Source organism: Microbacterium jejuense (assembly GCF_039544225.1).
Taxonomy (GTDB): Bacteria; Actinomycetota; Actinomycetes; order Actinomycetales; family Microbacteriaceae; genus Microbacterium; species Microbacterium jejuense.
The window spans coordinates 1-24,368 of the sequence record NZ_BAABLG010000005.1; the positions used below are offsets into that span (position 1 = coordinate 1).

Consider the following 24,368-nt stretch of genomic DNA (forward strand, 5'->3'; position numbering starts at 1 on the left):
GCGGGGCAGCGAAGCGGGGCAGCGAAGCGGGGCAGCGAAGCGGGGCAGCGAAGCGGGGCAGCGAAGCGGGGCAGCGAAGCGGTTCGGGGGTGCGGGTCGCTCCACTACTCCGCTGTCATCGACTGAACCACCCTGACACCAACACCGGCGGACACCCGATCCCAACCCCGCATCTGATTTGCACCCTCAACCCTCATCCCGACGCGGTGTTTCACGTGAAACATCCTCGGACCAACGCTCGGGCGCCGAACGCCGACTCCTTCCCGGAACCTCCGGAATCGCGATTCACGGACTGGTCGCCGGACTAGGTCACTGGTGGGCGCAGAACGCCCCGCGTAGGAGTTCCGACTGCCGCACCCGATCTGAATGGCGAGCTGTGGCGGAGGAACTGGCAGGTACCGGCTCGAAAACCCCGGGGAGGAGCATCGGCGCACTCATGCCCGACGTGACGGTGCGTTCGCTCGGAATCAAGACCTGGACGCGGAGCGGAAGTCGGGGCGGGCACACAATCACATGGCCGTCGGCGCCAGGACGCGCGAGTACTCGGCGGTAAGTACGCTCCGCCTGACACCGAAGAGCTCGTGCACGCCCCGGTGTCACGGACGGGCGCTGAGAAGCACAGCACAGCGCGCTGGAGGCGAGACGAGGTGAGGCACGGAGGAGCGCGCGGCGCGGAGACGCACGGCGAAGCGCCAATCTCGGACCACTAAGGACGCCCACAAGCGAACCCGCACGGCGGCGGTAGGCGGGTGCATGGTGCGAGCCCCAATGCCGCGCCGAACATCCGCGCGGGCGGTGACTCCGCGGCTCGTCGATGTTTCACGTGAGTCGGCCCAGCTTTGGGCTCGCAGTCGCCACCGCGTCGGGAACAACGCCTTTCGTCCAGGATCGGCACAGAGTCCGCTGATCAAGCGGCGCCGCGACGCCACCACAGACGTCCGTCATAGCGGGTCGGCAGATAGATGCCCGCCACAAAGCCCGTCGGAAGGACTCAGATGCGGCGCGATAACACGGGGACCGCAGCCACGAGTGAACTGCAGCTGCGGAGCTGGGCGGGGGATACGTGGAGCCCCGGGTCCAGTAGTGCCGCCCCCTGTGCGACGCTCGCACGACAAGTGGAAACCGCGGCGCGTCCGCTGCGAGCACCCCGACTTCCAACGCTGTGCGCCGATCGTAAGGGGTGCCGCGTCGACACCACGGGTTACCGCAGCACCAGGACAGCAAGTACCGGGACAGCAAGTACCGGGACAGCAAGTACCGGGACAGCAAGTACCGCAGCACCGGGACAGCAAGTACCGCAGCACCGGGACAGCAAGTACCGCAGCACCGGGACAGCAAGTACCGCAGCACCGGGACAGCAGGCAGAGGCCCCCACAACCTCAGCCGGCGGGGGCAGACATGCGAAGCGACAACACAGCGGGCGCGACGACCCACGATGAACCCAAGCTGCCGCACGGGACGATGCCTGAGGCCGGTTCACATAGCGACTCAGAGCGTCCGACGCTCGCACGACAGGGTGCGAAACACCGCTCGTCGGGCAGCCCACATCCCGGCTTTGAGCGTTGCGCGCCTAGACTCGGCGATCCGGACGGCTCATCTGGGGGAGTGGACCGACCGCGGGCCTGTCGAGACCACAAGCCGGCTCGCGCTCTCGATCCCCCGCGAGTGCTCGGGAATGTTTCACGTGAAACAACCGCATGTCGTCCGCGGCAGTCACACGCACATCGACCTGAGGTAGACGAGCATCCCTTGTCTGGATCTCAGCGCAGTTTCGCCGTCGGCTCGGTGGATCTGATTGTGCCTGGATGCACGGCACCGAGTCACACCCTGCCCGCGCGCGACGCTGCTTCAGACCAGGAGACTCGACGACGCACGACAGCCCCGGCTGACTTCGACCGCCTCACGACATCCCTTGATCTCGGTAATGTGCACGCGATCGAGACAGGCATGCCGCGCCCCGGATGGTCCGGGTAGGCGAACGCCCGTCAACACACCGCGACCGAGTCGACAGCGTCTTCGGCGACCAGCGGACCACGCGGTAGGAGTGGCCAGACATTCCCTTCCCAGCTGACCGACAAGAGGGCGTATAGATATGGGCAGACAGGCGTCCGAGCGGCCATCCTTGCCGCCACCCGCAGGGAATCCGGCGGTCGCACTGCGGGCGTCGCCCGCTGACCGAACAGGAGAACGCCCTCCGTGCGAGCGCCATCGGACCCAGTCGGCAACGACAACAGCCTGCTCACATGCTCAAGCTCCGACGCGAGACGCCCACGCGCACTGTCAGATGCCACGCTTGAGGGTCACTCTTGAGGCGCACGGAACGCGAGAGCGGAAGGCACACATCACGACGACCAAGCTCCCGCTGGGTTCACCAAGACCGCGACGGGTCTGCGTGATTCGCGGTATCCATACGAGCGGCAATCGTTCGATACCTCATCCTGCGGTTCCGACGTTGCATGGGCCGAGTCCTCTGCCCCCCAGCACGGCGATCATCGATCGCCGCTGCGCAGCGAGGTCCATCACGCCAGCATGGGCGCCGCTGAGCGTTTCACGTGAAACATCGATCCTGTTCGGCTTGCTGACGCCATCACACTCGTCGGCTCACGGCATGATGGGACGCGGGCGACTTGGATGGAACGCAGACCACCACCCCGCGTGGTGTGCGCAGCAGCAGCCATACCGTCGTCAACCACCGCACCGAGTGCTGCGCGACCGGTTGAACTCCGCCTACGCGCGTCGCGACAACGTTCACGACCATGATCATGGTCGCGCCTCAGGTGCAGCAGCCGCGCGGTCACACCGCCACAGAGGCGCCACAGAGGCGCCCAACTCACGCCAGCGGGGGAGCGTGCCAAGAAGAACCTGCCGAGAAGAGCGGTAGCCAGGCCAAACCCGACACTGAGCCGTAAGACCCGATGGTGCATTGAGTTGATCGACCGCTGACGCGAACGGTCCAGCTCCCACCGGCCAGGACGGAGAAGCGGAGCATCCCCTGAAGCGCACCACCGCATCGCACCTCTTCACCGGCTGGAAGGCGCCTGTCCAAACATGCGCCGTCGCAAGGACGCTGCCAGAGAGCCTTGATCCCCGCTCTGCTCCCCATCGCCGAGCGCAGTCCATCAACCTAGAAGCGCAGCACTGCGCAGCCCACTCGACCGCCGGGGAGTCAGGCATCCGAACCCTCGTGACGACACCAATGGCGCGTGCCGTGCAAGGCTGGCTAGCGAAGACCATCCATTGTCGACGCTTCGACAGCGCCGGACGCTCATCACACGGACCTCCATTGGTGGTCCACTACCGACGGACGCGAACGTTTCACGTGAAACATGCGCGGGCTCGTGCCGCCCCGTCGCCTCGCCCAGCACTAGGTGGCTGGACTCTCGGTACTCAACGCCTTCGGTCTCTCCCCGAGTGCCTTCAACTATGGCCCGGTGTCTCCGGACCCTGATTCCCCGTTCCCTCAGTTGTTCGGTGGAGCACCCACGCCCGCCGACCAACAGCATTCGAGCTAGACCGAAGCGCGTGATGAGCCGCCACGCCTGTGGGCGATGCCGACGCTGCGTTGCTGCGCGGCGACGATCGCATGGACATACGAGCAGGAGTACCGCGCCTCATCTGCAATTGCATTGCCCGTCTGACTTGTCCACATACGCGGCATTGGCGATCCAGTCACTGCACCAGAGCCTCGCTCCGGGGTGACCGCACCAAGGCGAAGCAGCTCCCTCGCTATCCCACCCGCCGTACCCCGCCCACCTGGCCGCGCCCCGGCCCAACAGCCGAGCTCAAGGCTCCTCACCATCGGACCAGTGACCTCATCACCCCGATTCCTCGCGCCGGAACACATGATCGATGGGCTCCGTTCCACGTGAACACGGCAGGGGAGAGGCGCCTGTGCAGAAGTGGCCTCCGCGGTTCTTCGACCCAAGCAGGTCGAGTCCGCTGTCGCGTGGCCGTGCCTGCGACGTCAGGCGATGAGAACCGTGGTCACCGGTGACAGAGTGGCTTCTTCTCACCACCCCACCGCAAGCAGGCCCGCAGCACGCAGACCACGGGAGTCACCCCGCTCACCTCCCTCTCAACATCCAGTTGTCGTGCACCCCGAAGTCGCCCGGACACGAAGCTGGTTGCTACGGCCACGAGCAGTCCGGCCGCGAACCTAGCCAAGTCTCGGTAGCGAGGCGGCCCGGAGGGCGAAGCGAGCTCGCCGCGTGAGCCCTCCCGTTCCACGTGAAACGGGAGCCTCGCATCGAGTCAGCGCGTTGCGCATGGGCAACGCCTTTCGCCACGGCCGGTGTTCGCACGCGCCAGTCACACGTCAGTCACGAAGTCTGCTGCACCGCGTTCGCGATCCCAACCAGCGGCCGCCCACCCCCGGCGATGATGTGCATCGGGTCGGCTGGCTGACTGTAAACGCCCCACGGAGCGAGATCGCCAACTGCCCGTCGCGTCAACGGAGAGCACGTCACGGGAGCGCCCTTCCGCGCGTCCGGGCACCGGAGAACTTCCTACGCCGCACACGGTGCAACCCAGATGACCAAGGCACGTCGCAACGGATGCCGCAGCCATCAACGTTCAGGGACCTTGTGGGGAAACGCATCTCGAGCATCACGCCAGGCGCGAAGCGGCGCGCTACCCGACCGAGCGCTGCCGGACAGGACACGTCACCGTACAAGACAGCCCCGTCCGCACGGGGAGTCGGTCGAGTGTTCCGCGGGTAGCGCCAACGTCGGGGCGGCAGAGACTCGGACGGAACCCACGCATGTCACCGCGTTCGGCCTAGAGGCGACGCCTCCGTCCAGCGCTCCACGAACGGCAACGCGTCGACGCCGGCCTCACGCGCGCAGTCGGTGCACTTGACTGGTGGCTCGGAGCAGCCGACCACCGATCAGCTGCCCCGGTTGTCGCTCCGCCTCCAGACGCCGAAGACGCCGTCGACCATCCCGCGACCGCTAGGACCGCTGGGACCAGCACGATTCACGTGAAACCGCGGTCCGGGGCGCGGGGCCGCCCGCCGGCTACGCAGCGAGATGAAACCAGCGAGACGGTGGCATTAGCCAACTGTCCGAAAGGCCACACACAGGACGATCGACAGGGAGTGCCGGGATCACCGGCCTCAAGTCCGACGCTAAGAAGCGACGAAACACCAGATCAGGATGAATAAAGCATCCATCCGTCGCTCACCGCGACGAGACGTCAGCGCACGGTGGCGCGGATGACTCGCGACGGCTCGTCGAGCAGGCCTTCGCCCACGATCTCGACGCGCGCGTCGGTCACCTTGTACTTACGCAGCTGCTTCTCGGCTGCTTCGATCTCGTTGCCGGCGCTGGTGCCCTTGAGGAGGATGAGCTCTCCGCCGTCGCGGACCAGGGGAGCGGTGATCGGCACGAGCGTGCGCAACGCGCTGACGGCCCGAGCGGTGACAGCGTCGAGCGACGGTCCGCGCTTCCAGTCCTCGGCGCGGGCACGCAGCACCTCGACGTTCTCGAGCCCGAGGTCTGCCGCTTGTTCCGACAGCCATGCGACCCGGCGCTCCATCGGCTCGATGAGCACCCATTCCACATCGGGGCGCGCGATCGCGAGCACCAGGCCAGGCAGGCCCGCACCGGAGCCGACGTCGCCGACGCGGCCCGAGAACAGGGGAGCGATCACCGCGCTGTTGAGAATATGGCGCGACCACAGGCGGGGTGGCTCGAGCGGTCCGATGAGGCCGCGCTCTTCACCGTGCTGGCCGAGCGCCTCCGCGAAGCGGCGGGCGACGTCGATGCGATCGCCGAAGACCTCGGCGGCCGCAGGGGGCTCCTGCTCGATCTCGATCATCGATGTGTCCGTGAGCGTCACGTCAGGCGCGACGGATCACCGTGTGACGGTCAGCGCCCTCGCCGTACGACTCCGACACGAAGCCGCGGTCGGCGACGATGTCGTGGACGACCTTGCGCTCGTAGCTCGACATCGCAGGAAGCGACGCCTGCGAGGCGCCCTCGTCGATGCGCGCGATCGCGCGGTCGACGAGTGTCTCGAGCTGGTGCTGACGCGCGTCGCGCGAACCGCCGATGTCGAGGATCAGACGCGAGAAGCGCCCGGTGCGGTTCTGCACGGCGATGCGGGTGAGCTCCTGCAGCGCCTGCACCGTGTCGGGGGCGGCGATCAACGACACCGAGCCGCCGACCGGAGCCTCCACCGACACGTACGCGCGACCGGCGCGCACGTCGAGATCGAGGTCGCCGTCGATGTCGGCGATGTCGAGCAGGCCCTCGAGGAAGTCGGCGGCGACGTCGCCTTCCTGCTCGAGCTCCTCGACGGTCGCGGGCGCACGGTCGTGACGCGGCTCGGCGGAGGCGAGCTCAGGAGAGGTGGTCATGAGAGGTCCTCGTGTTCGGGTCGGGGGAGAGCGATCGGGCCGGGATCAGGATGCCGCACCAGGGCCGCCGGAGGTCCCGGTGCCACCGGCTCCTCCGGTGCCGCCGGCCTGACCCTGCTGCGGACCCTTCTGCGACTGCTTCTTGGCGCGCTGCTTGCTCACCGGCTGCTGGCGCTTCGGCGCTGCGGCCTTCGCGCGCTCGGCCTCTTCGTACAGACGCTGCTGCTCGGCCAGGTACTTCTCCATCGGGATGACCTTGCCCGAGGCGTCGAGCGCCTTGCCCTTGCGCGCCAGGCGCTCTTCGCGCTCCTTGGCGGCCTCGGAGCCCGGGGTCGGCATCTCGCGGATGACGAGGAACTGCTGCCCCATCGTCCACAGGTTCGAGATGAACCAGTAGATGACGACGCCGAGGGGGAAGAACACACCCGAGAAGATGAAGCCGAGCGGCAGGATGAAGAGCATGATGCGCTGCATCTGGTATGCCTGACCGGTCTTGGCCTCGGGCGACAGGTTCTTCGAGATGATCTGCAGCTGCGTGAAGAACTGCGACGCGATCATCAGCACGACGAGCGTGATGAGGATGATGATCGCCGGCGTGTTCTGCGTGTTGAACGCGTCGATGAGCGTCTCGTGCAGCGATGCGACGCCGAACAGCTTGGCGTTGTAGAACTCCATCGTGAGTTCGGGCGTCAGGGGGCCGACACCGCCCTGACCCAGTTCGGCGTGCAGCTTGATCGAGCTCAGCACGGAGTACAGCGAGAAGAAGACGGGCATCTGCACGAGCAGCGGCAGACAGCTCGAGACCGGCGTGGTGCCGTGCTTCTTGTACAGCGCCATGGTCTCGCGGCTCATCGCCTCACGAGACAGCTGGTCGCGCTTGCCCTTGTACTTCTCCTGGACCTTCTTCAGCTCAGGAGCGATCTCCATCATCTTGCGCTGGCTCTTGATCTGCCGCACGAAGAGGGGGATCATCGCCGCGCGGACGACGATCACCAGGCCGATGATCGCGAGAACCCACGTGATGCCGTCGGCCGGCGGGAGGCCGATGGCGGTGAAGACCCAGTGCCAGGCCACGAGCACGAGCTCGACGAGCCACTTGAGCGGCCAGAGGATCGTGCCGAGCAGGTCGAACCCACCACCCGCCGCGGGGCTGGGCGTCGGCGTCGGGGTGGCGGCCAGCGCCATGAAGAGATCCATGCGGTGGATCAGTCCTTTCCGGAGGGGGCGGGTACGACGAACCCGTGATGGGTGAGGCCGTACCGGAAGCTCTTGCGAAGCGGGACGTCGTCGACGCCGCCCTTCGCCCAGGGGTGACAGCGGACGAGGCGAGCCGCAGTCAGCGCGGATCCCACGACGGCGCCGTGCTGCTGAACCGCGCCGACCGCGTAGGCCGAGCACGACGGGTAGTACTTGCAGACGTCGCCATAGGTGTGCGAGATCGTGGCACGGTAGCCGTGCAGCAGCGCGAGAACGGCGTTGCGGGGGAGCAGTGGGACGCTGCGAAGGACATCGGATGCCGCGAACTCGGCATCACCGAGCGCATAGGCCGGGAGCACGCTCATGCCGGCCTCCGGGCGAGACACTTCTCGACGTCGGCCTGCAGTTCCGAGAACGACGCGGATGCGGCGGTCGGCAGCGCGCGGATCACGATGTCGTTGCCCGGGGCGACGCCCTCGAGCGACGCGTAGCAGAGCGCCTTGAGCCGACGGCGGACGGAATTGCGCACGACGGCGCCGCCGACCTGACGACTCACGATGAAGCCGAACCGCGCCGGACCATCGGTCTCGACGCGGCTGACATAGGTGATTGTGTGCGCTCCGGCACACCGACGACCCCGACGGACGACGGCTTTGTAGTCCGCGCCGCGGGTGAGTCGGTTCGCCCTCGCGAGCACCGCTCGGCTCAGGCCGAGAGCTCGGTGCGCCCCTTGGCGCGGCGAGCCGAGAGGATGCCGCGGCCGGCGCGCGTGCGCATGCGGGCGCGGAAGCCGTGCTTCTTGGCGCGACGGCGGTTGTTGGGCTGGAAGGTGCGCTTGCTCATGAGGATTACTTCCGATCAGGGGTCACCGGGACGCTCGACCGGGGACGCGTGTACAGGAGGACTGCCCGGAGAATGACTCCAATGGGCATAAGTCAACCGATTAAGGCTACGTCGAGACGCCCGATAACTCAAACCGAGCCGGGCGAACCCGCAATTATGCCCCGCGCGCGCTGCCCTGCCTGGTAGGGACACGCCGCCGCCATCTACAGTGGAGTTTGCTCCCGAGTCGCCCGCTGACTAGCGTTGCTCCGGCAGTTATCCACAGGCTCGGCCCGATGTTTCCGCGGCATCCGGTGCAGTCATCAACAACCCGGGGGGGCCATGTCACCGCACGAGATTCCAGATGTCCCAGTCTGGTCGGCCGTCCTGGACGAACTCGCGCACGACGAACGCATCACTCCGCAGTTGCACGGATTCCTGAACCTCGCCGTGCCGCAGGGCGTCATGGGCGGCACCTTGTACCTCGATGTGCCGAACGATCTCACCGCGGCGCAGTTCACCAAGCGCATGCGCGCGCCGATCCTCGAGGCCCTGGCCCGGGTCGACCAGGACCTCGAGGGGGCGGCATCCACTTTTCGGGTCGTCGTCAATCCCGACCTCGCGGACGCGCACCTGACCGCGCCCATCCCGATCCAGGCGACCTCGACCGGCCCCACCCATACCCAGGCGCCCACGCAGGCGCCGACGCCGATCGGCCGCCCGCCGCTGGAAGAGCCGGTCGACACGGCGTCGGCATCGCGCAACGACACCCGCCTCAACCCGAAGTACACGTTCGACAACTTCGTCATCGGGCAGTCCAACCGCTTCGCGCATGCCGCAGCCGTCGCGGTGGCCGAAGCGCCGGCGAAGGCGTACAACCCGCTGTTCATCTATGGCGACTCCGGCCTCGGCAAGACCCACCTGCTGCATGCGATCGGTGATTACGCCCTCAGCCTCTATGCGGGCATCCGTGTGCGCTACGTCTCGAGCGAAGAGTTCACCAACGACTTCATCAACTCGATCGCGAACAACCGGGGCTCGGCCTTCCAGGCGCGCTACCGCGACGTCGACATCCTGCTGATCGACGACATCCAGTTCCTGCAGGGTCGCGCCGAGACGCAGGAGGCGTTCTTCCACACCTTCAACCAGCTGCACGACCACGACAAGCAGGTCGTGATCACGAGCGACGTCCCGCCGAAGCACCTCACCGGCTTCGAGGACCGCATGCGCAGCCGGTTCGAGTGGGGCCTCATCACCGATGTGCAGGCGCCCGACCTCGAGACGCGCATCGCGATCCTCCGCAAGAAGGCGCAGTCCGAGCGGCTTCACATCCCCGACGAGGTGCTCGAGTACATCGCGACCGTCGTCTCGAGCAACATCCGCGAGCTCGAGGGCGCACTCATCCGCGTCTCGGCGTTCGCGAGCCTCAACCGCTCGACGCTTGACATGTCGCTGGCCCAGACGGTGCTGCGCGACATCGTGGATCAGGACGACGCCAACGTCGTCTCGCCGACCGACATCATCACGGCGACCGCGCAGTACTTCAAGCTGACGGTCGACGACCTGTACGGCTCGAGCCGATCGCAGTCCGTCGCCACGGCGCGCCAGATCGCGATGTATCTGTGTCGTGAGCGCACGAGCCTGTCGCTGCCCAAGATCGGACAGCTGTTCGGCAACCGCGACCACACCACTGTCATGTACGCGTACAAGAAGATCAGCGAGCTCATGAAGGAGCGCCGCTCGATCTACAACCAGGTGACCGAGATCACCGCGCAGCTCGGCCGCAACGGCCGCTGACGCCCTCTCACCGCGCTCCCGCACCCCAGAACCCGTTCCGGCGCCATATGCCGGAACGGGTTCTTGACACGCGCCCACGACAGGGCCAAAATTCCGGTTCTGCACAGTGTGGAAAACCTGTGGATAACTCCCCAAGTCTGCGGAAACACCTGTGAATGAGCGGGGACAGCCTGTGGATGAATCGTGGATGCCGCGGCCACCGGCATCCCGGATCCCGCAATCTCTCCGCAGCCGTTCCACAAGTCACAACGGTGTGGTTTCCATCTCCCGACTGGTCTCGAGGACGTTGTCCACAGTTTCCACAGCCGTTAACACCATGACAAGAAATATCTCTGATGAAACCCGTCCGATGACCTTTCCGGTGGACAAGCCTCCGCGAGGATGACGGGCTGGCAATCTTGTGACCTGCCACTAGCATGAGAACCCCGAGCCCGCAGTCGAGGGGCCCGTTGCTGCAGAGGGAGCATTCGTGAAGTTCCACGTCAACCGCGATGTGTTCAGCGAAGCCGTGTCGTTCGTCGTCAAGCTCCTGCCGCAGCGAAACCCGCAGCCGATCCTGGCCGGCGTGCTGATCGAGGCGTCCGACGCAGGCCTCTCGCTCGCCGCATTCGACTACGAGGCTTCGGCACGCACGACGATCGAGGCCACGGTCGACGACCCGGGCACGATCCTGGTCCACGGCCGGCTGCTGTCCGACATCGCCAGCCGTCTGCCGAACGCGCCGATCCAGATCGAGGTCGATGACGACGGCGGCATCCTGCTCACGTGCGGCTCCGCGCGTTTCACGCTCGCCTCGATGCCGGTCCAGGAGTACCCCGCGATCCCCGAGGTCACCGGCGACTCCGGTCTCGTCCCGGCCGAGGACTTCGCGACCGCCATCGCGCAGGTCGCGTTCGCAGCTTCTCGAGACGACGTCACTCCGGTCCTCACCGGCGTCCAGCTCGAGGTCTCGGGCACGAGCCTCAGCCTCGTCGCCACCGATCGCTACCGGGTCGCGCTCCGCGAGATCCCCTGGGACGGCGGCACCGCTGCGTCCGAGGAGTCCACGACGGCCCTCGTCCCGGCGCGCACCCTCACCGAGGTCGGCAAGACCTTCGCGCACGGCGGCGACATCTCGATCGCCTTCTCGGGCTCCGGCGACCGCGAGATCATCGCCTTCACCGCCGGCAACAAGACAGTGACCTCGCTGCTCATCAAGGGAAACTTCCCGCCGGTCCGCCGGCTCTTCCCCGCGCAGACCGAGCACCACGCGGTCGTGAACACCGCCGAGCTCGCCGAGGCGGTTCGACGCGTGTCGCTCGTTCTGGACCGCTCTGCTCCGCTGCGCTTCACGTTCACCGCCGACAGTGTGTCGATGGATGCCTCCGGCACCGAGCAGGCGCGGGCCACCGAGTCGGTCGACGCCACGCTCATCGGCGGCGACGAGGTGACGCTCGGACTCAACCCGCAGTACCTGCTCGAGTCGCTCGGCGCGGTCAAGAGCGAGTTCGTGCGGATCACGTTCACCTCGAGCGAGAACGCGAACAAGCTGAGCCCGGTGCTCATCACGCCGCAGACCTCGGTCGACAAGGCCGGCTCTGACTCGTTCCGCTACCTGCTGCAGCCCAACCTGCTGTTGCGCTGACCGTCCTCCGCCCTCTCGAGCCCCGCGTCGGTGCCGATCACTAGGCTTGTCCGGTGATCGTGGAGCACCTGAGTCTGGTCGACTTCCGCAACTATGCGGCCGCCGACGTCGAGCTCGGTCCCGGTCCGAACGTGTTCGTCGGCCGCAACGGTCAGGGCAAGACCAACCTGGCCGAGGCCATCGGCTTCTTCGCGACGCTGGGCTCGCACCGCGTCTCGAGCGACGCGCCCATGGTGCGCGACGGAGCGGATGCCGCCATCATCCGGGCTCGGCTCGCCCACGGTGAGCGCCGCGTGCAGCTCGAGGCCCAGGTCAACCGGCAGGGTTCGAACAAGGCGCGCGTCAACGGCGCACCGGTGAAGCCCGCCGAGCTCCCGCGCTACGCGCAGGTCGTGCTGTTCGCCCCCGAAGACCTGCAGATCGTCCGCGGCGATCCCTCGGCCCGCCGCCGGTTCGCCGATCAGCTGCTCGTGCAGCGCGCGCCTCGCATGGCCGGCGTGATCGCCGACTACGACCGCGTGCTCAAGCAGCGCACCGCACTGCTGAAGTCGGCGCGGGCCCGTGGCGTCCGCGGCGACGCGCTGTCGACCCTCGAGGTGTGGGACGACAAGCTGATCACCCTCGGCACACAGCTGATCGCCGGGCGGCTCGCCCTGGCCGGCGACCTCGCGGCACCACTCGCCGCGGCCTACACAGCGATCGCCGGCGCCGACCACGATCCCGAGATCGAGTGGGCGCTCTCGGTCGCGGGCGCCGATACAGGCGAAGACGACACTGTCGCGTCGGCGACGGAGTCCGCGGCGCTCGAGACGTCGAGGGATGCCTCCACCCAGCGGATCGCGGAGCTCTTCCGTCAGGCACTGGCCGCCAAGCGCACCGCCGAGCTCGAGCGGGGACTGACCCTCGTCGGTCCGCACCGCGACGACCTGCTGCTGCGGATCCGCGGTCTTCCGGTCAAGGGATACGCCTCGCACGGCGAGTCCTGGTCGGTCGCGCTGTCGCTGCGCCTCGCTTCGGCCGAGCTGCTGCGCGCCGACTCGAGGCTCGGCGACCCGGTCCTGATCCTCGACGACGTGTTCGCCGAGCTCGACGCCGACCGCCGGGCACGGCTGGCACAGCTCGCGGGCGACTACGAGCAGGTCGTCGTGACCGCGGCGGTCGAAGGGGATGTCCCGGACGCCCTCCGCGCCCGGATGGTTCGGGTCGAAGCCGGCCGGATCCTCGAGAGCGCCGAGGCCGGCGATGCCTGACCCGTCGAACCGCCCGGGGACCGGTCCCGAAGGCGGCGCGGGCGTGCCCGAGACGATTGCCACCTATCTGCGGCTGCGCGGTCTCGAGCCCTCGGCGCGGTCGTACCGCAAGCGCCGGCGGCGCACCGAGGACGATGACAACATCCCGTTCGCCCCGGGTCGTGACCCGAAGGGCGTGGCCGATGTGCTCGCCGACCTGACCCGCGAAGCGGGCTGGAACTCGCAGCTCGCGCGCGAGGACGTCGTGCGCGCGTGGGACGAAGTCGCCGGCGCCGACACAGCCCGCCACACGCGGCCTGTCGCGTTCTCGGAGGGCACGCTGACCGTGCAGGCGGACTCGACGGCGTGGGCGAAGCAGCTGCAGCTGATGCGTGCGCAGATCCTGTCGGAGATCGTCCGGCGGTTTCCTGAAGCGGGCGTCGACGCGGTGCGGTTCATCGGGCCGGACGTCCCCTCCTGGAAATGGGGTCCCAGAACCATTCCAGGGCGGGGTCCACGCGATACCTACGGCTAGGCCACCTCAGGAGCTGTCCGCGACGATTTCAGGGCCTCACAGGGGCGTAGAACGCCGTAATCGACTCGTTACCCGATAGACTGTCAGGGCCCCTTCGAAGGATTTGGAGCCATCGAGAAGATGACGTCTGACAACCCCGACAACGTGTCCGAGGAACCCGAAACGCCCGCAGCGGCTCCCACAGGATCTCCCAGCGACTACGGGGCCGACGCCATCCAGGTGCTCGAGGGCCTCGAGGCCGTGCGCAAGCGTCCCGGTATGTACATCGGTTCGACAGGCCCGCGTGGTCTGCACCACCTCGTATACGAGATCGTCGACAACTCCGTCGACGAGGCGCTGGCCGGTGCGAACGACGCGATCCTCGTGACGATCCTCGCCGACGGCGGAATCCGCGTCGTCGACTTCGGCCGCGGCATCCCCATCGACCCGCACTCCTCCGACCCCTCGAAGTCGACGGTCGAGGTCGTCCTGACGATCCTGCACGCCGGCGGCAAGTTCGGCGGCGGCGGATATGCGGTGTCGGGCGGTCTCCACGGCGTCGGCTCCTCCGTCGTGAACGCGCTCTCGACCCGGTTCGAGGTCGAGATCAAGCGTCAGGGCTATGTCTGGCGGCACAGCTTCGCCGATGGCGGCCGTCCCCAGCAGAAGCTCGAGCGCGGCGAGGCCACCGACGAGACCGGCACGACGATCACCTTCTGGCCGGACCCTGCCATCTTCACCGAGACCGTCGAGTTCGACTACGACACCCTGCGCACCCGTTTCCAGCAGATGGCGTTCCTGAACAAGGGCCTTCGCATCGAGCTGCGCGACGAGCGCCCCTCCGCACTCGTCGAGGAGGAGATCGACGGCACCATCGTGACGAAGCAGCGCGAGGACTCCTTCCTCTACGAGCGCGGCCTCGTCGACTATGTCGAGTACCTCAACCACGCGCGGCGCGCCGAGGTCGTCAACGACGAGGTCATCGCGTTCGAGTCAGAGGATGCGGAGCGCAAGATCTCGCTCGAGGTCGCGATGCAGTGGACGACGGGCTACACCGAGAACGTCTTCACCTACGCGAACACGATCAACACGCACGAGGGCGGCACGCACGAGGAGGGGTTCCGCGCGGCGCTCACGACTCTCGTCAACCGCTACGCGCGGGCCAACAACCTCCTCAAGGAGAAGGACGAGAACCTCTCGGGCGACGACGTGCGCGAGGGCCTCACCGCCGTCATCTCCATCAAGCTCGGCGAGCCGCAGTTCGAGGGTCAGACCAAGACCAAGCTCGGCAACACCGAAGCGAAGGCCTTCACCCAGAAGGTCGTCGGCGATCAGCTCGGCGACTGGTTCGACCGCAACCCGGTGCAGGCCAAGAACGTCATCCGCAAGGCGATCGACGCCGCGACCGCCCGCATGGCGGCCCGCAAGGCGCGCGAGACCGCGCGTCGCAAGAGCGTCTTCGAGTCGGCGGCGATGCCCGACAAGCTGAAGGACTGCACGAGCAAGGACCCGTCGATCAGCGAGATCTTCCTGGTCGAGGGCGACTCGGCCGGCGGCTCGGCGGTGCAGGGTCGCGACCCGCACACGCAGGCGATCCTGGCGCTGCGCGGCAAGATCCTCAACGTCGAGCGCGCACGCCTCGACAAGGCGCTCGGCAACCGCGAGGTGCAGGCGATGATCCAGGCCTTCGGCACGGGCATCGGCGAGGACTTCAACATCGACAAGGCCCGGTACCACAAGATCGTGCTGATGGCCGATGCCGACGTCGACGGCCAGCACATCACGACGCTGTTGCTCACGATGCTGTTCCGCTACATGCGCGGGCTCATCGAGGCCGGCTTCGTGTATCTCGCGATGCCGCCGCTGTACCGCCTCAAGTGGACCAACTCGCCGCACGAGTACGTGTACTCCGACAAGGAGCGCGACGCGCTGCTCGAGCACGGCCTCGCGAACGGCAAGCGGATCCCGAAGGAGGGCATCCAGCGCTACAAGGGTCTCGGCGAGATGAACGCCAAGGAGCTGTGGGAGACCACGATGGACCACACCACGCGGACCCTCCGCCAGGTGACCATCGACGACGCGGCGGCTGCGGACGAGATCTTCTCGGTCCTGATGGGCGAGGACGTCGAGTCCCGCCGCACGTTCATCCAGCGCAACGCCAAGGACGTCCGCTTCCTCGACATTTAGCACAGGCGAGCGCAGCGAGCTGCCCCGGTCGTTGAGCGAGCGCAGCGAGTCGAAACGCCCAAGACGATCTCGAAACGCAACAAGAATCGAACAAGACATGGCAGACGAAGAACGCCCCGACCCGAACGCCGAGCATGAGCACGGTCGCATCGACCAGGTCGACCTGCAGCTGGAGATGCAGCGCAGCTACCTCGACTACGCGATGGCCGTCATCATCGGCCGGGCGCTCCCGGATGTGCGCGATGGCTTGAAGCCGGTGCACCGCCGCGTGATCTATGGCATGTATGACGGCGGTTTCCGTCCCGACAAGTCGTTCTCGAAGTGCGCGCGAGTGGTCGGCGAGGTCATGGGCCAGTACCACCCGCACGGCGACTCGGCGATCTATGACGCCCTCGTCCGCTTGGTGCAGCCGTGGTCGATGCGCTACCCGCTCGCTCAGGGCCAGGGCAACTTCGGCTCGCCGGGCAACATGGGCGCCGCCGCGCCGCGGTACACCGAGACGAAGATGGCCCAGCTCGCGCTCGAGATGGTGCGCGACATCGAAGAAGAGACCGTCGACTTCCAGCCCAACTACGACGGGCAGACCCAGGAGCCGTCGGTGCTGCCGGCACGGTTCCCGAACCTGCTGGTCAACGGCTCGGTCGGCATCGCGGTCGGCATGGCGACCAACATCCCGCCGCACAACCTGCGCGAAGTGGCCTCCGGTGCGCTCTGGGCGCTGGAGCACCCCGACGCGACCCGCGAAGAGTTGCTCGAGGCGCTGATGGAGCGCATCCCCGGTCCGGACTTCCCGACCGGCGCACAGATCCTCGGCACGAAGGGCATCCGCGAGGCGTACCGCACCGGTCGCGGCTCGATCACGATGCGCGCGGTCGTGGCCATCGAAGAGATCCAGGGCCGCACGTGCCTCGTGATCACCGAGCTGCCGTACCAGGTCAACCCCGACAACCTCGCGGTCAAGATCGGCGACCTCGCCCGTGACGGCAAGATCACCGGCATCGCCGACATCCGCGACGAGACGAGTGACCGCACCGGTCAGCGCATCGTCGTCGTGCTGAAGCGGGATGCCGTCGCCAAGGTCGTCCTGAACAACCTGTACAAGCACACGCAGCTGCAGGAGAACTTCGGCGCGAACATGCTCGCGATCGTCGACGGCGTGCCGCGCACGCTGTCGCTGGACGGGTTCATCTCGCTGTGGGTCGACCACCAGATCGAGGTCATCGTCCGGCGCACGGCGTACCGCCTGCGCAAGGCCGAAGAGCGCATGCACATCCTGCGTGGCTACCTCAAGGCGCTCGACGCGCTGGACGAGGTCATCGCGCTCATCCGTCGTTCGCCGACTGTCGACGAGGCCCGCGAGGGCCTGAAGACGCTGCTCGACATCGACGACCTGCAGGCCGATGCGATCCTCTCGATGCAGCTGCGTCGGCTGGCCGCCCTCGAACGGCAGAAGATCATCGACGAGGCCGCCGAGCTCGAGCTGCAGATCGCGGACTACAACGACATCCTCGCGACGCCCGCGCGTCAGCGCACGATCATCCGCGACGAGCTGACGGCGATCGTCGACCGCTTCGGCGACGAGCGTCGTACCCACATCCTGCACGGATTCGACGGCGACATGTCGATCGAGGACCTCATCCCCGAAGAGGAGATGGTGATCTCGGTCACGCGCGACGGCTACATCAAGCGCACGCGCAGCGACAACTACCGCCAGCAGCACCGCGGGGGCAAGGGCGTCAAGGGCGCGCAGCTGCGCGCCGACGACGTGGTCGAGCACTTCTTCGTCACGACGACGCACCACTGGCTGCTGTTCTTCACGAACAAGGGTCGCGTGTACCGCTCGAAGGCGTACGAGGTGCCGGAGGCCGGTCGCGACGCCAAGGGGCAGCACGTCGCGAACCTCCTCGCGCTGCAGCCCGACGAAGAGATCGCCCAGATCCTCGACATCCGCGACTACAACGTGGCCACTTATCTGGTGCTCGCGACGCGCAGCGGGCTCGTGAAGAAGTCGCGCCTGACCGAGTACGACACCAACCGTCAGGGCGGGATCATCGCGATCAAGCTCCGCGGCCAGGTGCCCGAAGAAGGCGAAGAGATCGAGGCCGGCCCCGACGACGAGGTGGTCAGCGCACTGCTCGTCGACGAGGGCGACGACATCCTGCTCATCAGCCGCCACGGCATGTCGCTGCGCTTCTCGGCGACCGACAGCGCGTTGCGTCCGATGGGCCGCTCGACGTCGGGTGTGAAGGGCATGGACTTCCGCGAGGGTGACAGCCTGCTGTCGGCCTCGGTCGCGAAGGATGAGGAGTACGTGTTCGTGGTCACCGAGGGCGGCTACGCGAAGCGCACGGCGGTGGACCAGTATCGCGTGCAGAACCGCGGTGGACTGGGCATCAAGGTGGCCAAACTGAGCGACGATCGCGGCGATCTGGCGGGCGGTCTGATCGTCTCGGAGGACGACGAGGTCTTGGTGGTTCTTGCCAGCGGCAAGGTGGTACGCTCTGCCGTGGCCGAGGTGCCTGCCAAGGGTCGAGACACCATGGGTGTCGTATTCGCCCGGGCCGGCGGCGATGATCGCATCCTCGCGATCGCCCGAAACGGCGAGCGTGGCCTGGCTGAAGAAACCGAGGACGCAGACGCCGAAAGCGGCGACGTCGACACCGACTCTGCACCGGCGACCGAGACCCCCGGCGGCGCCCCGTCCTCGCCCGATATCCCCGAAGAGAGCACTGACGCATGAGCACGGTAGCCGACAAGCTCGCAAAGAAGTCCAGTCACAAGACCAGCGCCAAGCAGGTCCGCTTGCGCCTCGTCTACGTGGACTTCTGGTCCGCGGTGAAGCTGTCGTTCCTGGCCGCGATCGCGATCGCGGTGGTGACGGTGGTCGCCTTCGTCATGGTGTACCTGGTCGTCTCGACCACCGGTCTCATCGGCAAGGCCGACGACTTCTTCTCGAGCTTCTCGGACGGCAGCGTCCTGCTGTCGGACTTCGTGAGCTTCCCGCAGGTCCTGGCATTCTCGGCCGTGGTCGCGATCCTGAACCTCGTCGTCGTGACGGTGCTCGGCGCCGTCGTGGCGGGGATCTACAACCTGGCCGTCAAGGTGACCGGCGGACTGCTGGTCGGCTTCACCTCGAACTGACGCGACACGGGGCGCCGGCATCCCTTCGACAGAAGCGGATGCCGGCGCTTCGTCGTTCTCTCAGACGACGGTGGTGCCGAGCAGGGTGCCGATGGCCCAGGTGGCCACGAGGGCGAGCGCCCCGCCGAGGACGAGACGGGATGCCGCACGCAGCCGCGGCGCGCCGCCGAGCTGGGCCGACACGGTGCCGGTCGCCGCGAGGGCGATGAGCACGGCGACGAACGTCACCGGAACGCGCCATTCGGGCGGCGGCAGCAGGATCGCCAGCAACGGCAGCAGGGCGCCCAGGGTGAACGAGATCGCGGACGACAGCGCCGCGTGCCACGGGTTGACCAGATCGTCCTGGTCGATGTGCAGCTCGACCTCGAGATGCGCCGACAGTGCGTCGTGTGCGGTGAGCTCCGCGGCCACCTGACGCGCGGTGGCGTCCGACAGGCCGCGATCGCGGTACAGCTGCGTGAGTTCCTCGAGCTCCTCGTCGGGCATCTCGCGCAGTTCTGCGCGCTCCTTGGCGATCAGGGCGCGCTCGGAATCGCGCTGGCTGCTGACCGACACGTACTCGCCGAGCGCCATCGAGATCGCGCCGCCGACGAGTCCGGCGATCCCCGCGGTGAACAGCGCACCGATGTCATCGGTGGCGCCGGCGACGCCGACGACGAGTGCGGCGACAGACACGATGCCGTCGTTCGCGCCGAGGACGCCGGCGCGCAGCCAGTTGAGGCGCTGTCCGAGTCCGGTCCCGTGGGGTTCGTCAGAATGCGGCTGAGCGGTCACGGCCCCAGTCAACCAGCCCGATTCGTGAAATCGACGATCGTCAGGTAAAGTCTTGGAGGTTGCGGAGCGCAAGCGAAGCACACAATCGGGGCTATAGCTCAGGCGGTTAGAGCGCTTCACTGATAATGAAGAGGTCCCAGGTTCAAGTCCTGGTAGCCCCACAACAACATGCCCCGGGGGCCTTAGCTCAGTTGGTAGAGCGCCTGCTTTGCAAGCAGGATGTCAGGAGTTCGAATCTCCTAGGCTCCACACACGAGATGCGACTCCCTGCCGGGGGTCGCATTCTTCATTTCCGGACGATCGATCGGATGCCGCGGACGCACGGTCGGGCGACCCGATCCTCCCGACGCCAGGCTGGAATCATGACGAGTACTGCATCGCTCCCCATGATCACCCCCGCGCAGCCGCGCCTGCGCTACGGCGCGCTTGTGGCGATGATGGCCATGAGCTTCCTGCTCGTCACCGCTGAGTTCCTCCCCGGGGGCGTGCTCACCGAGATCGCGGACGACATCGGCGTGACGCCCGGTCAGGCCGGTCAGATGGTCGCCGTGACGGCACTGGCGGGTCTGATCGTCGCCCCGACGATCGGTCTGGCGCTGCCGCGGCTCGATCGCCGCTCGCTGCTGGTGTGGATGGCTGTCGGCGCCACAGTCTCGAACGCGATCGTCGCGATCGCGCCCAACCTGCCGCTCCTGCTCGTCGGCCGCGTGCTGCTCGGCGCTGCGCTCTCGGGCTTCTGGGCGATGTCGATCACGGTCGCCGCGCGCATCGCCGGACCCGAGCGGCTCGGACGTGCCGTGATGTTCACGTCGGCGGGGACGTCGCTGGCGACCGTCGCCGGAGTGCCGATCGGCGTCATGCTCAGCGAGGCGCTGGATTGGCGCGCCGTGTTCGGACTGGCCGCGGCCGCGACGGCCGTGCTCGTCGTCGCCCTGCGGATCCTGCTGCCCTCGGTACCCGCCGAGAGCTCGGCGTCGCTGTCGACCCTGCTCGGAACGCTGCGGCTGCCCGGCATCGGCCTGGGCGTGGCCGGCCACGTGCTGGTCGTGCTCGGGCACTTCCTCGCCTTCACGTACATCCGCATCGCACTGGATCGCGTGCAGGACGCCGGTCAGCCGATCGACGCCGGCACCGTGATCTTGCTGCTCGCCGTGTTCGGCATCGGCGGGTTCGTCGGCAACATCCTCCTCGGCATCATCATCGACCGCACGTACAAGCTGTTCGCCGTCGTGTCGCCGATCGTGATGGCGCTGATGACGGTCCTGGTGATCATCGCCTCGGGCACCCCGATCCTCGTGGGCTTCGCCGCGTTCGCCTGGGGCTTCTTCTTCGCCTCATGGCTGCTGATCGTGAACACGTGGGTGGGTCACCGCATGCCCGATCGCCTCGAGGCCGGAGGAAGCATCGTCGTGGTCGGCTTCCAGGCGGCCATCATGATCGCAGCCGGCGTCGGCGGCCTGCTGGTCGACGGCCTGGGCATCGTCGCGGTCTACCTCGCCGGTGCCGTGATCCTCGTGCTCGGCGCGGTGCTGTTCGGGCTCTCGAACCGGGCGGGCGCCCGCGCATAGCCGAAGGGATGCCGCACCCCGCGTGATTCCGATCGGGCGGGGCGCGGCATCCCTTCGCCGTCGGCGGCCGGCGCGTCAGACGGTGGCGAACCGGTGCGTCGAGCGCCATACGGACGGCGTGGTGCCGACGCTGCGGCGGAAGGCGCGGCTGAAACCTTCGTCGGAGGCATAGCCGAGCTCGCGCGAGACCGCGCTGACGCCACTGCCGCGCGAGAGCATGTCCTGTGCGGCGCGCATGCGCACGGCTGTCACATAGCCCGCCGGCGATCGGCCGAACCGGGTGCGGAATCGCTCCGCGAACGCCGAGCGCGACATCGCGCCCACCGCGGCCAGGGCCTCGACGGTCCATTCGCGCCCGGGGTCGGCGTGGATCGCGGCCACCACCCTGTCGAGGAACGGGTCTGCCGACGCTGTGGGCCACCCGGCGGGAGCGCAACCGTTCGCCGCCCAGGCCCGGATGACCGACACGAGCACCGTCACGGCCATCATGCGGCAGACGACGAAGTCGCCCCCGCGCTTCGCGAGCTCTGCAGCGTGGGCGTCGTAGCCCATGTGGGGCAGCATCGCGGCTGCGGCGGGCTCCAGGTCCGCGAAGGAACGGACCACTGCGTGGTCAGGCAGCAGTGCGAGCAGATGCGCCGCGTCTTCGGCGAGGTCCAGCTCGGACAGCAGCACCGTCGTGGCGCCGCTCGCCGACAGCGCGCCGCGCGACCGGCCGCTCAGCAGAAGGATGTCGCCCGCCGGGAGTCGGCCGGGCTCCTCCCCCGCGAGGTGCGTCTCCAGTTCGCCCTCGAGGACGTAGGCGAACGTGAGCGCACCGGGATCCGGCGCCAGCAGTTCCTCGCGGTCGAGCCGGAGCCGGCGCTGACGGCGGATGCGGACGTCGACCGAGGCGAGCAGACGCTCGAGCGCGTCGTCGTCGGCGTCCGTGCGGGGCGCGCGCAGCGCGGCGGCGGTGGACTCCATATGAGTGACGAACCGCTGGTGACGAGGCAGTATTCCGGCAGCCGACGGCGTTCTCACGCGGCCTCGCCGAGCATTAGGGTGAAGCATGGACCTGCGCGTCGCCGCCTACGCGGTGATCCTCGACGAGCACGATCGCGTGCTCCTCGCGCATTGGAACGAGGGCCGGCGTGCCGCGTGGACCATGCCGGGCGGCGGGCTCGAAGACGGCGAGGACCCCGAGCAGGCCGCGCGCCGCGAGGTCCAGGAAGAGACCGGCTATCGCGTCGCGGTCGGCGAGCTGCTCGGCATCCATTCCCGCGTGATCCCCGCAGGCAGACGGCTGACACCGGGCGTCACCGAGCCGCTCCACACCCTGCGCATCGTCTACCGGGCGCAGATCACCGGCGGCCGCCTGCGCAACGAGGCCGACGGATCGACCGACCGCGCGGAGTGGTTCCCGCTCGCAGATGTGCCGGCCCTGCAGCGGGTCAAGCTCGTCGACATCGCCCTCGATCTCGCCGGGGTGCGGCTGCCGTCGTGATGCGCAGTGCGTGCCGACAGGTGCCGGTTCAGCCGAGCGGCTGCGAGATGTCGGCGACCGTCGCGCCGTACGCCGAGATGAGGTCGTCCGCCTGCACGAACATGCTGTACCCGTGGGCGCCCGCCCCCATCGCTACGCGGCGGCCGACGATGTCGGTGTCGGCGTAGACGGGCCAGTCGGTGGTGCTGCCGACCGGCACGATGGTGCCGCGCTCGTAGCCGGTGGCGGCCAGTGCGCGCTCCTGATCGGGCAGCTGCAGCTTGTTGACACCGACGACGGCGCGCAGCTTCGGCCACGAGATCGCCCGGTCGCCCGGGATCAGCGCGAACAGGTACGTGTCGTCGGAGCGCTTGACCACCAGGGTCTTCACGATCCCCGACGGGTCGATCCCGAGGATCTCGGCGGCCTCGTTCAGGCTGTTCGCGGCGGGGCGCTCCTTGATCTCGATCTCAAGTCCGCGATCGGATGCTGCCTGCCTGACGCGTGCGATGCCCTCGGGCTCAGGCATCCGGGGCGCGCAGCGGGTCGTCGGCGACCCAGAGCTCGTCGTCGGCACGGAGCGTCTGCCAGGCGGCGTAGAGCACGCCGACCGCGGCAGCCACGCCGAGGATGATGGCGATCACGCCGCCGGCGCCGATGCCCTTCTTCGCGGGGACGACCACTGGAACGGCGGCGCCGCGGACACCCGCCAGGCGTCCGCGCTGCTCGTTGGCGGCATCCCACACCGAAAGGGCCGACCCGACCACGGCGCCGGCCGCGGGGATCACGGTGCCGTTGAAGACCTGCTTGCCCTTGTCGACGTACGGTGCGGCGTACTTGTCGTACCCGGCCTGCACCTGCGGCGCGACCTGCTCACGGCTGTAGTTGCCCAGCTGGCGACGGGCCTCGCGAGCGACCGTGGTGGCCTCGCCGACCAGCACCTGCTGCGCCTCCCACAGGTTCGACGCCTGCTTCTGCAGCTTCTCGAGTTCCTTCTTGCGCTTGCGGCTGAGGCTCACGGTGCCCTCCCTGTCGTGGGGATGTCGGTCTGTTCATCTTGCCAGACCGGCGCCGAGACGGGAGGTGTTGCAGGGAACTCTGAGAGAATATGCACATGCCGCTTCACACCGCAGTCGCAACGATCCACACCAATTACGGCGACATCGTCGTCAACCTGTTCGGCGACCAGGCGCCGCGCACGGTCCAGAACTTCATCGGACTCTCCGACGGATCGCAGGCGTGGACCCACCCCGCGACCGGCAAGCCCGGCGAGGGCCCCCTGTACAAGGACGTCATCTTCCACCGCATCATCTCCGGCTTCATGATCCAGGGCGGCGACCCGCTCGGACAGGGTGTCGGCGGCCCCGGCTACAACTTCAACGACGAGATCAGCGGCGAGCTCACCTTCACCGACCCGTACAAGCTGGCCATGGCCAACGCGGGCCTGCGTCGCAACGCGATCACCGGTCAGGTCGAGGGCACCAACGGCTCGCAGTTCTTCATCACGGTCCCCGGCCAGGGCGGCCGCGGTCCGGAGTGGCTGCAGGGCAAGCACACCATCTTCGGCGAGGTCGTCGACGACGCGTCCAAGGCCGTCGTCGACACGATCGCCGAGGTCCCGACGGCTGCCGGCGACCGTCCGGTCGAGCCCGTGGTCATCGAGTCGATCGACATCGCCGCGGTCTGAACGCG

Annotated in this window: 20 protein-coding genes and 2 tRNA genes; 12 read left to right on the forward strand and 10 right to left on the reverse strand. The window is 67.8% G+C overall.

What is annotated here, in order from left to right; all coding sequences use genetic code 11:
• Positions 1-5,193: 5,193 nt before the first annotated feature.
• Genes rsmG through rpmH form a run of 6 tightly spaced genes read right to left on the reverse strand, consistent with a single transcriptional unit; the run spans position 5,194 to position 8,398 of the window.
• The gene (gene rsmG, locus ABEA46_RS09710) at positions 5,194-5,817 is read right to left on the reverse strand and encodes a 16S rRNA (guanine(527)-N(7))-methyltransferase RsmG (protein ID WP_345544252.1); all 624 of its coding nucleotides are present in this window, start codon (positions 5,815-5,817) and stop codon (positions 5,194-5,196) included.
• 22 nt (positions 5,818-5,839) lie between these two features.
• The gene (locus tag ABEA46_RS09715) at positions 5,840-6,358 is read right to left on the reverse strand and encodes a Jag family protein (protein ID WP_345544254.1); all 519 of its coding nucleotides are present in this window, start codon (positions 6,356-6,358) and stop codon (positions 5,840-5,842) included.
• Between the two features lie 45 nt (positions 6,359-6,403).
• Positions 6,404-7,555 (reverse strand): membrane protein insertase YidC, encoded by a 1,152-nt coding sequence (gene yidC, locus ABEA46_RS09720; protein ID WP_345544256.1) that lies wholly within the window; start codon positions 7,553-7,555, stop codon positions 6,404-6,406.
• 8 nt (positions 7,556-7,563) lie between these two features.
• Entirely contained in the window at positions 7,564-7,920 is a 357-nt protein-coding gene (gene yidD / locus ABEA46_RS09725; RefSeq protein ID WP_345544258.1) for a membrane protein insertion efficiency factor YidD, read from the reverse strand.
• A complete protein-coding gene (gene rnpA / locus ABEA46_RS09730) occupies positions 7,917-8,252 on the reverse strand; it encodes a ribonuclease P protein component (protein ID WP_345544260.1) in 336 nt (111 codons plus the stop codon). Before rnpA ends, yidD begins: the two co-directional genes overlap by 4 nt.
• 8 nt (positions 8,253-8,260) lie before the next feature.
• Complete coding sequence (rpmH, locus tag ABEA46_RS09735; RefSeq protein WP_055952712.1) at positions 8,261-8,398, reverse strand: 50S ribosomal protein L34; 138 nt, start codon at positions 8,396-8,398, stop codon at positions 8,261-8,263.
• A gap of 321 nt (positions 8,399-8,719) precedes the next feature.
• Here rpmH and dnaA point away from each other — a divergent pair, with 321 nt between their 5' ends.
• The 7 genes from dnaA to ABEA46_RS09770 all read left to right on the forward strand — a co-directional run bounded on the left by dnaA (position 8,720) and on the right by ABEA46_RS09770 (position 18,869).
• Positions 8,720-10,174 carry a chromosomal replication initiator protein DnaA gene (dnaA, locus tag ABEA46_RS09740; RefSeq protein ID WP_345544262.1) on the forward strand — a complete coding sequence of 485 codons (1,455 nt, stop codon included), beginning with the start codon at positions 8,720-8,722 and terminating at the stop codon, positions 10,172-10,174.
• Between the two features lie 469 nt (positions 10,175-10,643).
• Positions 10,644-11,798, forward strand: a complete 1,155-nt coding sequence (gene dnaN, locus ABEA46_RS09745) for a DNA polymerase III subunit beta (RefSeq protein ID WP_345544264.1) — start codon at positions 10,644-10,646, stop codon at positions 11,796-11,798.
• Between the two features lie 53 nt (positions 11,799-11,851).
• Positions 11,852-13,048: a DNA replication/repair protein RecF gene (recF, locus tag ABEA46_RS09750; RefSeq protein WP_345544266.1), complete on the forward strand. Its 1,197-nt coding sequence runs from the start codon at positions 11,852-11,854 to the stop codon at positions 13,046-13,048.
• Entirely contained in the window at positions 13,041-13,562 is a 522-nt protein-coding gene (locus ABEA46_RS09755) for a DciA family protein (protein ID WP_345544268.1), read from the forward strand. Before recF ends, ABEA46_RS09755 begins: the two co-directional genes overlap by 8 nt.
• A gap of 120 nt (positions 13,563-13,682) precedes the next feature.
• On the forward strand, positions 13,683-15,728 hold the full coding sequence (gene gyrB, locus ABEA46_RS09760; protein ID WP_345544270.1) for a DNA topoisomerase (ATP-hydrolyzing) subunit B: 2,046 nt from the start codon (positions 13,683-13,685) through the stop codon (positions 15,726-15,728).
• A 97-nt stretch (positions 15,729-15,825) separates the two neighbouring features.
• Positions 15,826-18,468, forward strand: a complete 2,643-nt coding sequence (gene gyrA / locus ABEA46_RS09765) for a DNA gyrase subunit A (RefSeq protein ID WP_345544271.1) — start codon at positions 15,826-15,828, stop codon at positions 18,466-18,468.
• A complete protein-coding gene (locus ABEA46_RS09770) occupies positions 18,465-18,869 on the forward strand; it encodes a DUF3566 domain-containing protein (RefSeq protein WP_345544273.1) in 405 nt (134 codons plus the stop codon). The genes gyrA and ABEA46_RS09770 overlap by 4 nt, the downstream gene beginning before the upstream one ends.
• A 60-nt stretch (positions 18,870-18,929) precedes the next feature.
• On the opposite strand, the gene ABEA46_RS09775 is transcribed toward ABEA46_RS09770, so the two are convergent.
• On the reverse strand, positions 18,930-19,643 hold the full coding sequence (locus tag ABEA46_RS09775) for a VIT1/CCC1 transporter family protein (RefSeq protein WP_345544275.1): 714 nt from the start codon (positions 19,641-19,643) through the stop codon (positions 18,930-18,932).
• An 87-nt stretch (positions 19,644-19,730) separates the two neighbouring features.
• Between ABEA46_RS09775 and ABEA46_RS09780 the strand changes: the two genes are divergently transcribed.
• From ABEA46_RS09780 to ABEA46_RS09790, 3 genes are all read left to right on the forward strand, one after another.
• Positions 19,731-19,804: transfer RNA gene (locus ABEA46_RS09780), tRNA-Ile, on the forward strand.
• A gap of 15 nt (positions 19,805-19,819) precedes the next feature.
• A tRNA-Ala gene (locus ABEA46_RS09785) sits at positions 19,820-19,892 on the forward strand.
• 113 nt (positions 19,893-20,005) lie between these two features.
• Entirely contained in the window at positions 20,006-21,211 is a 1,206-nt protein-coding gene (locus ABEA46_RS09790) for an MFS transporter (protein WP_345544277.1), read from the forward strand.
• Between the two features lie 75 nt (positions 21,212-21,286).
• Here the strand turns inward: ABEA46_RS09790 and ABEA46_RS09795 are convergent, their stop codons facing one another.
• Positions 21,287-22,177, reverse strand: a complete 891-nt coding sequence (locus ABEA46_RS09795; protein ID WP_345544279.1) for an AraC family transcriptional regulator — start codon at positions 22,175-22,177, stop codon at positions 21,287-21,289.
• A gap of 85 nt (positions 22,178-22,262) precedes the next feature.
• Here ABEA46_RS09795 and ABEA46_RS09800 point away from each other — a divergent pair, with 85 nt between their 5' ends.
• On the forward strand, positions 22,263-22,697 hold the full coding sequence (locus tag ABEA46_RS09800) for an NUDIX hydrolase (RefSeq protein ID WP_345544281.1): 435 nt from the start codon (positions 22,263-22,265) through the stop codon (positions 22,695-22,697).
• 28 nt (positions 22,698-22,725) lie between these two features.
• Here ABEA46_RS09800 and ABEA46_RS09805 read toward each other — a convergent pair whose 3' ends face one another.
• Both ABEA46_RS09805 and ABEA46_RS09810 read right to left on the reverse strand, forming a co-directional pair.
• Positions 22,726-23,205, reverse strand: a complete 480-nt coding sequence (locus ABEA46_RS09805) for an aminoacyl-tRNA deacylase (protein ID WP_345544283.1) — start codon at positions 23,203-23,205, stop codon at positions 22,726-22,728.
• Entirely contained in the window at positions 23,198-23,695 is a 498-nt protein-coding gene (locus ABEA46_RS09810) for a DNA helicase (RefSeq protein WP_345544285.1), read from the reverse strand. Before ABEA46_RS09810 ends, ABEA46_RS09805 begins: the two co-directional genes overlap by 8 nt.
• A 95-nt stretch (positions 23,696-23,790) precedes the next feature.
• On the opposite strand from ABEA46_RS09810, the gene ABEA46_RS09815 reads away from it, so the two are divergent.
• Positions 23,791-24,363, forward strand: a complete 573-nt coding sequence (locus tag ABEA46_RS09815; protein WP_345544287.1) for a peptidylprolyl isomerase — start codon at positions 23,791-23,793, stop codon at positions 24,361-24,363.
• Positions 24,364-24,368: the final 5 nt, after the last annotated feature.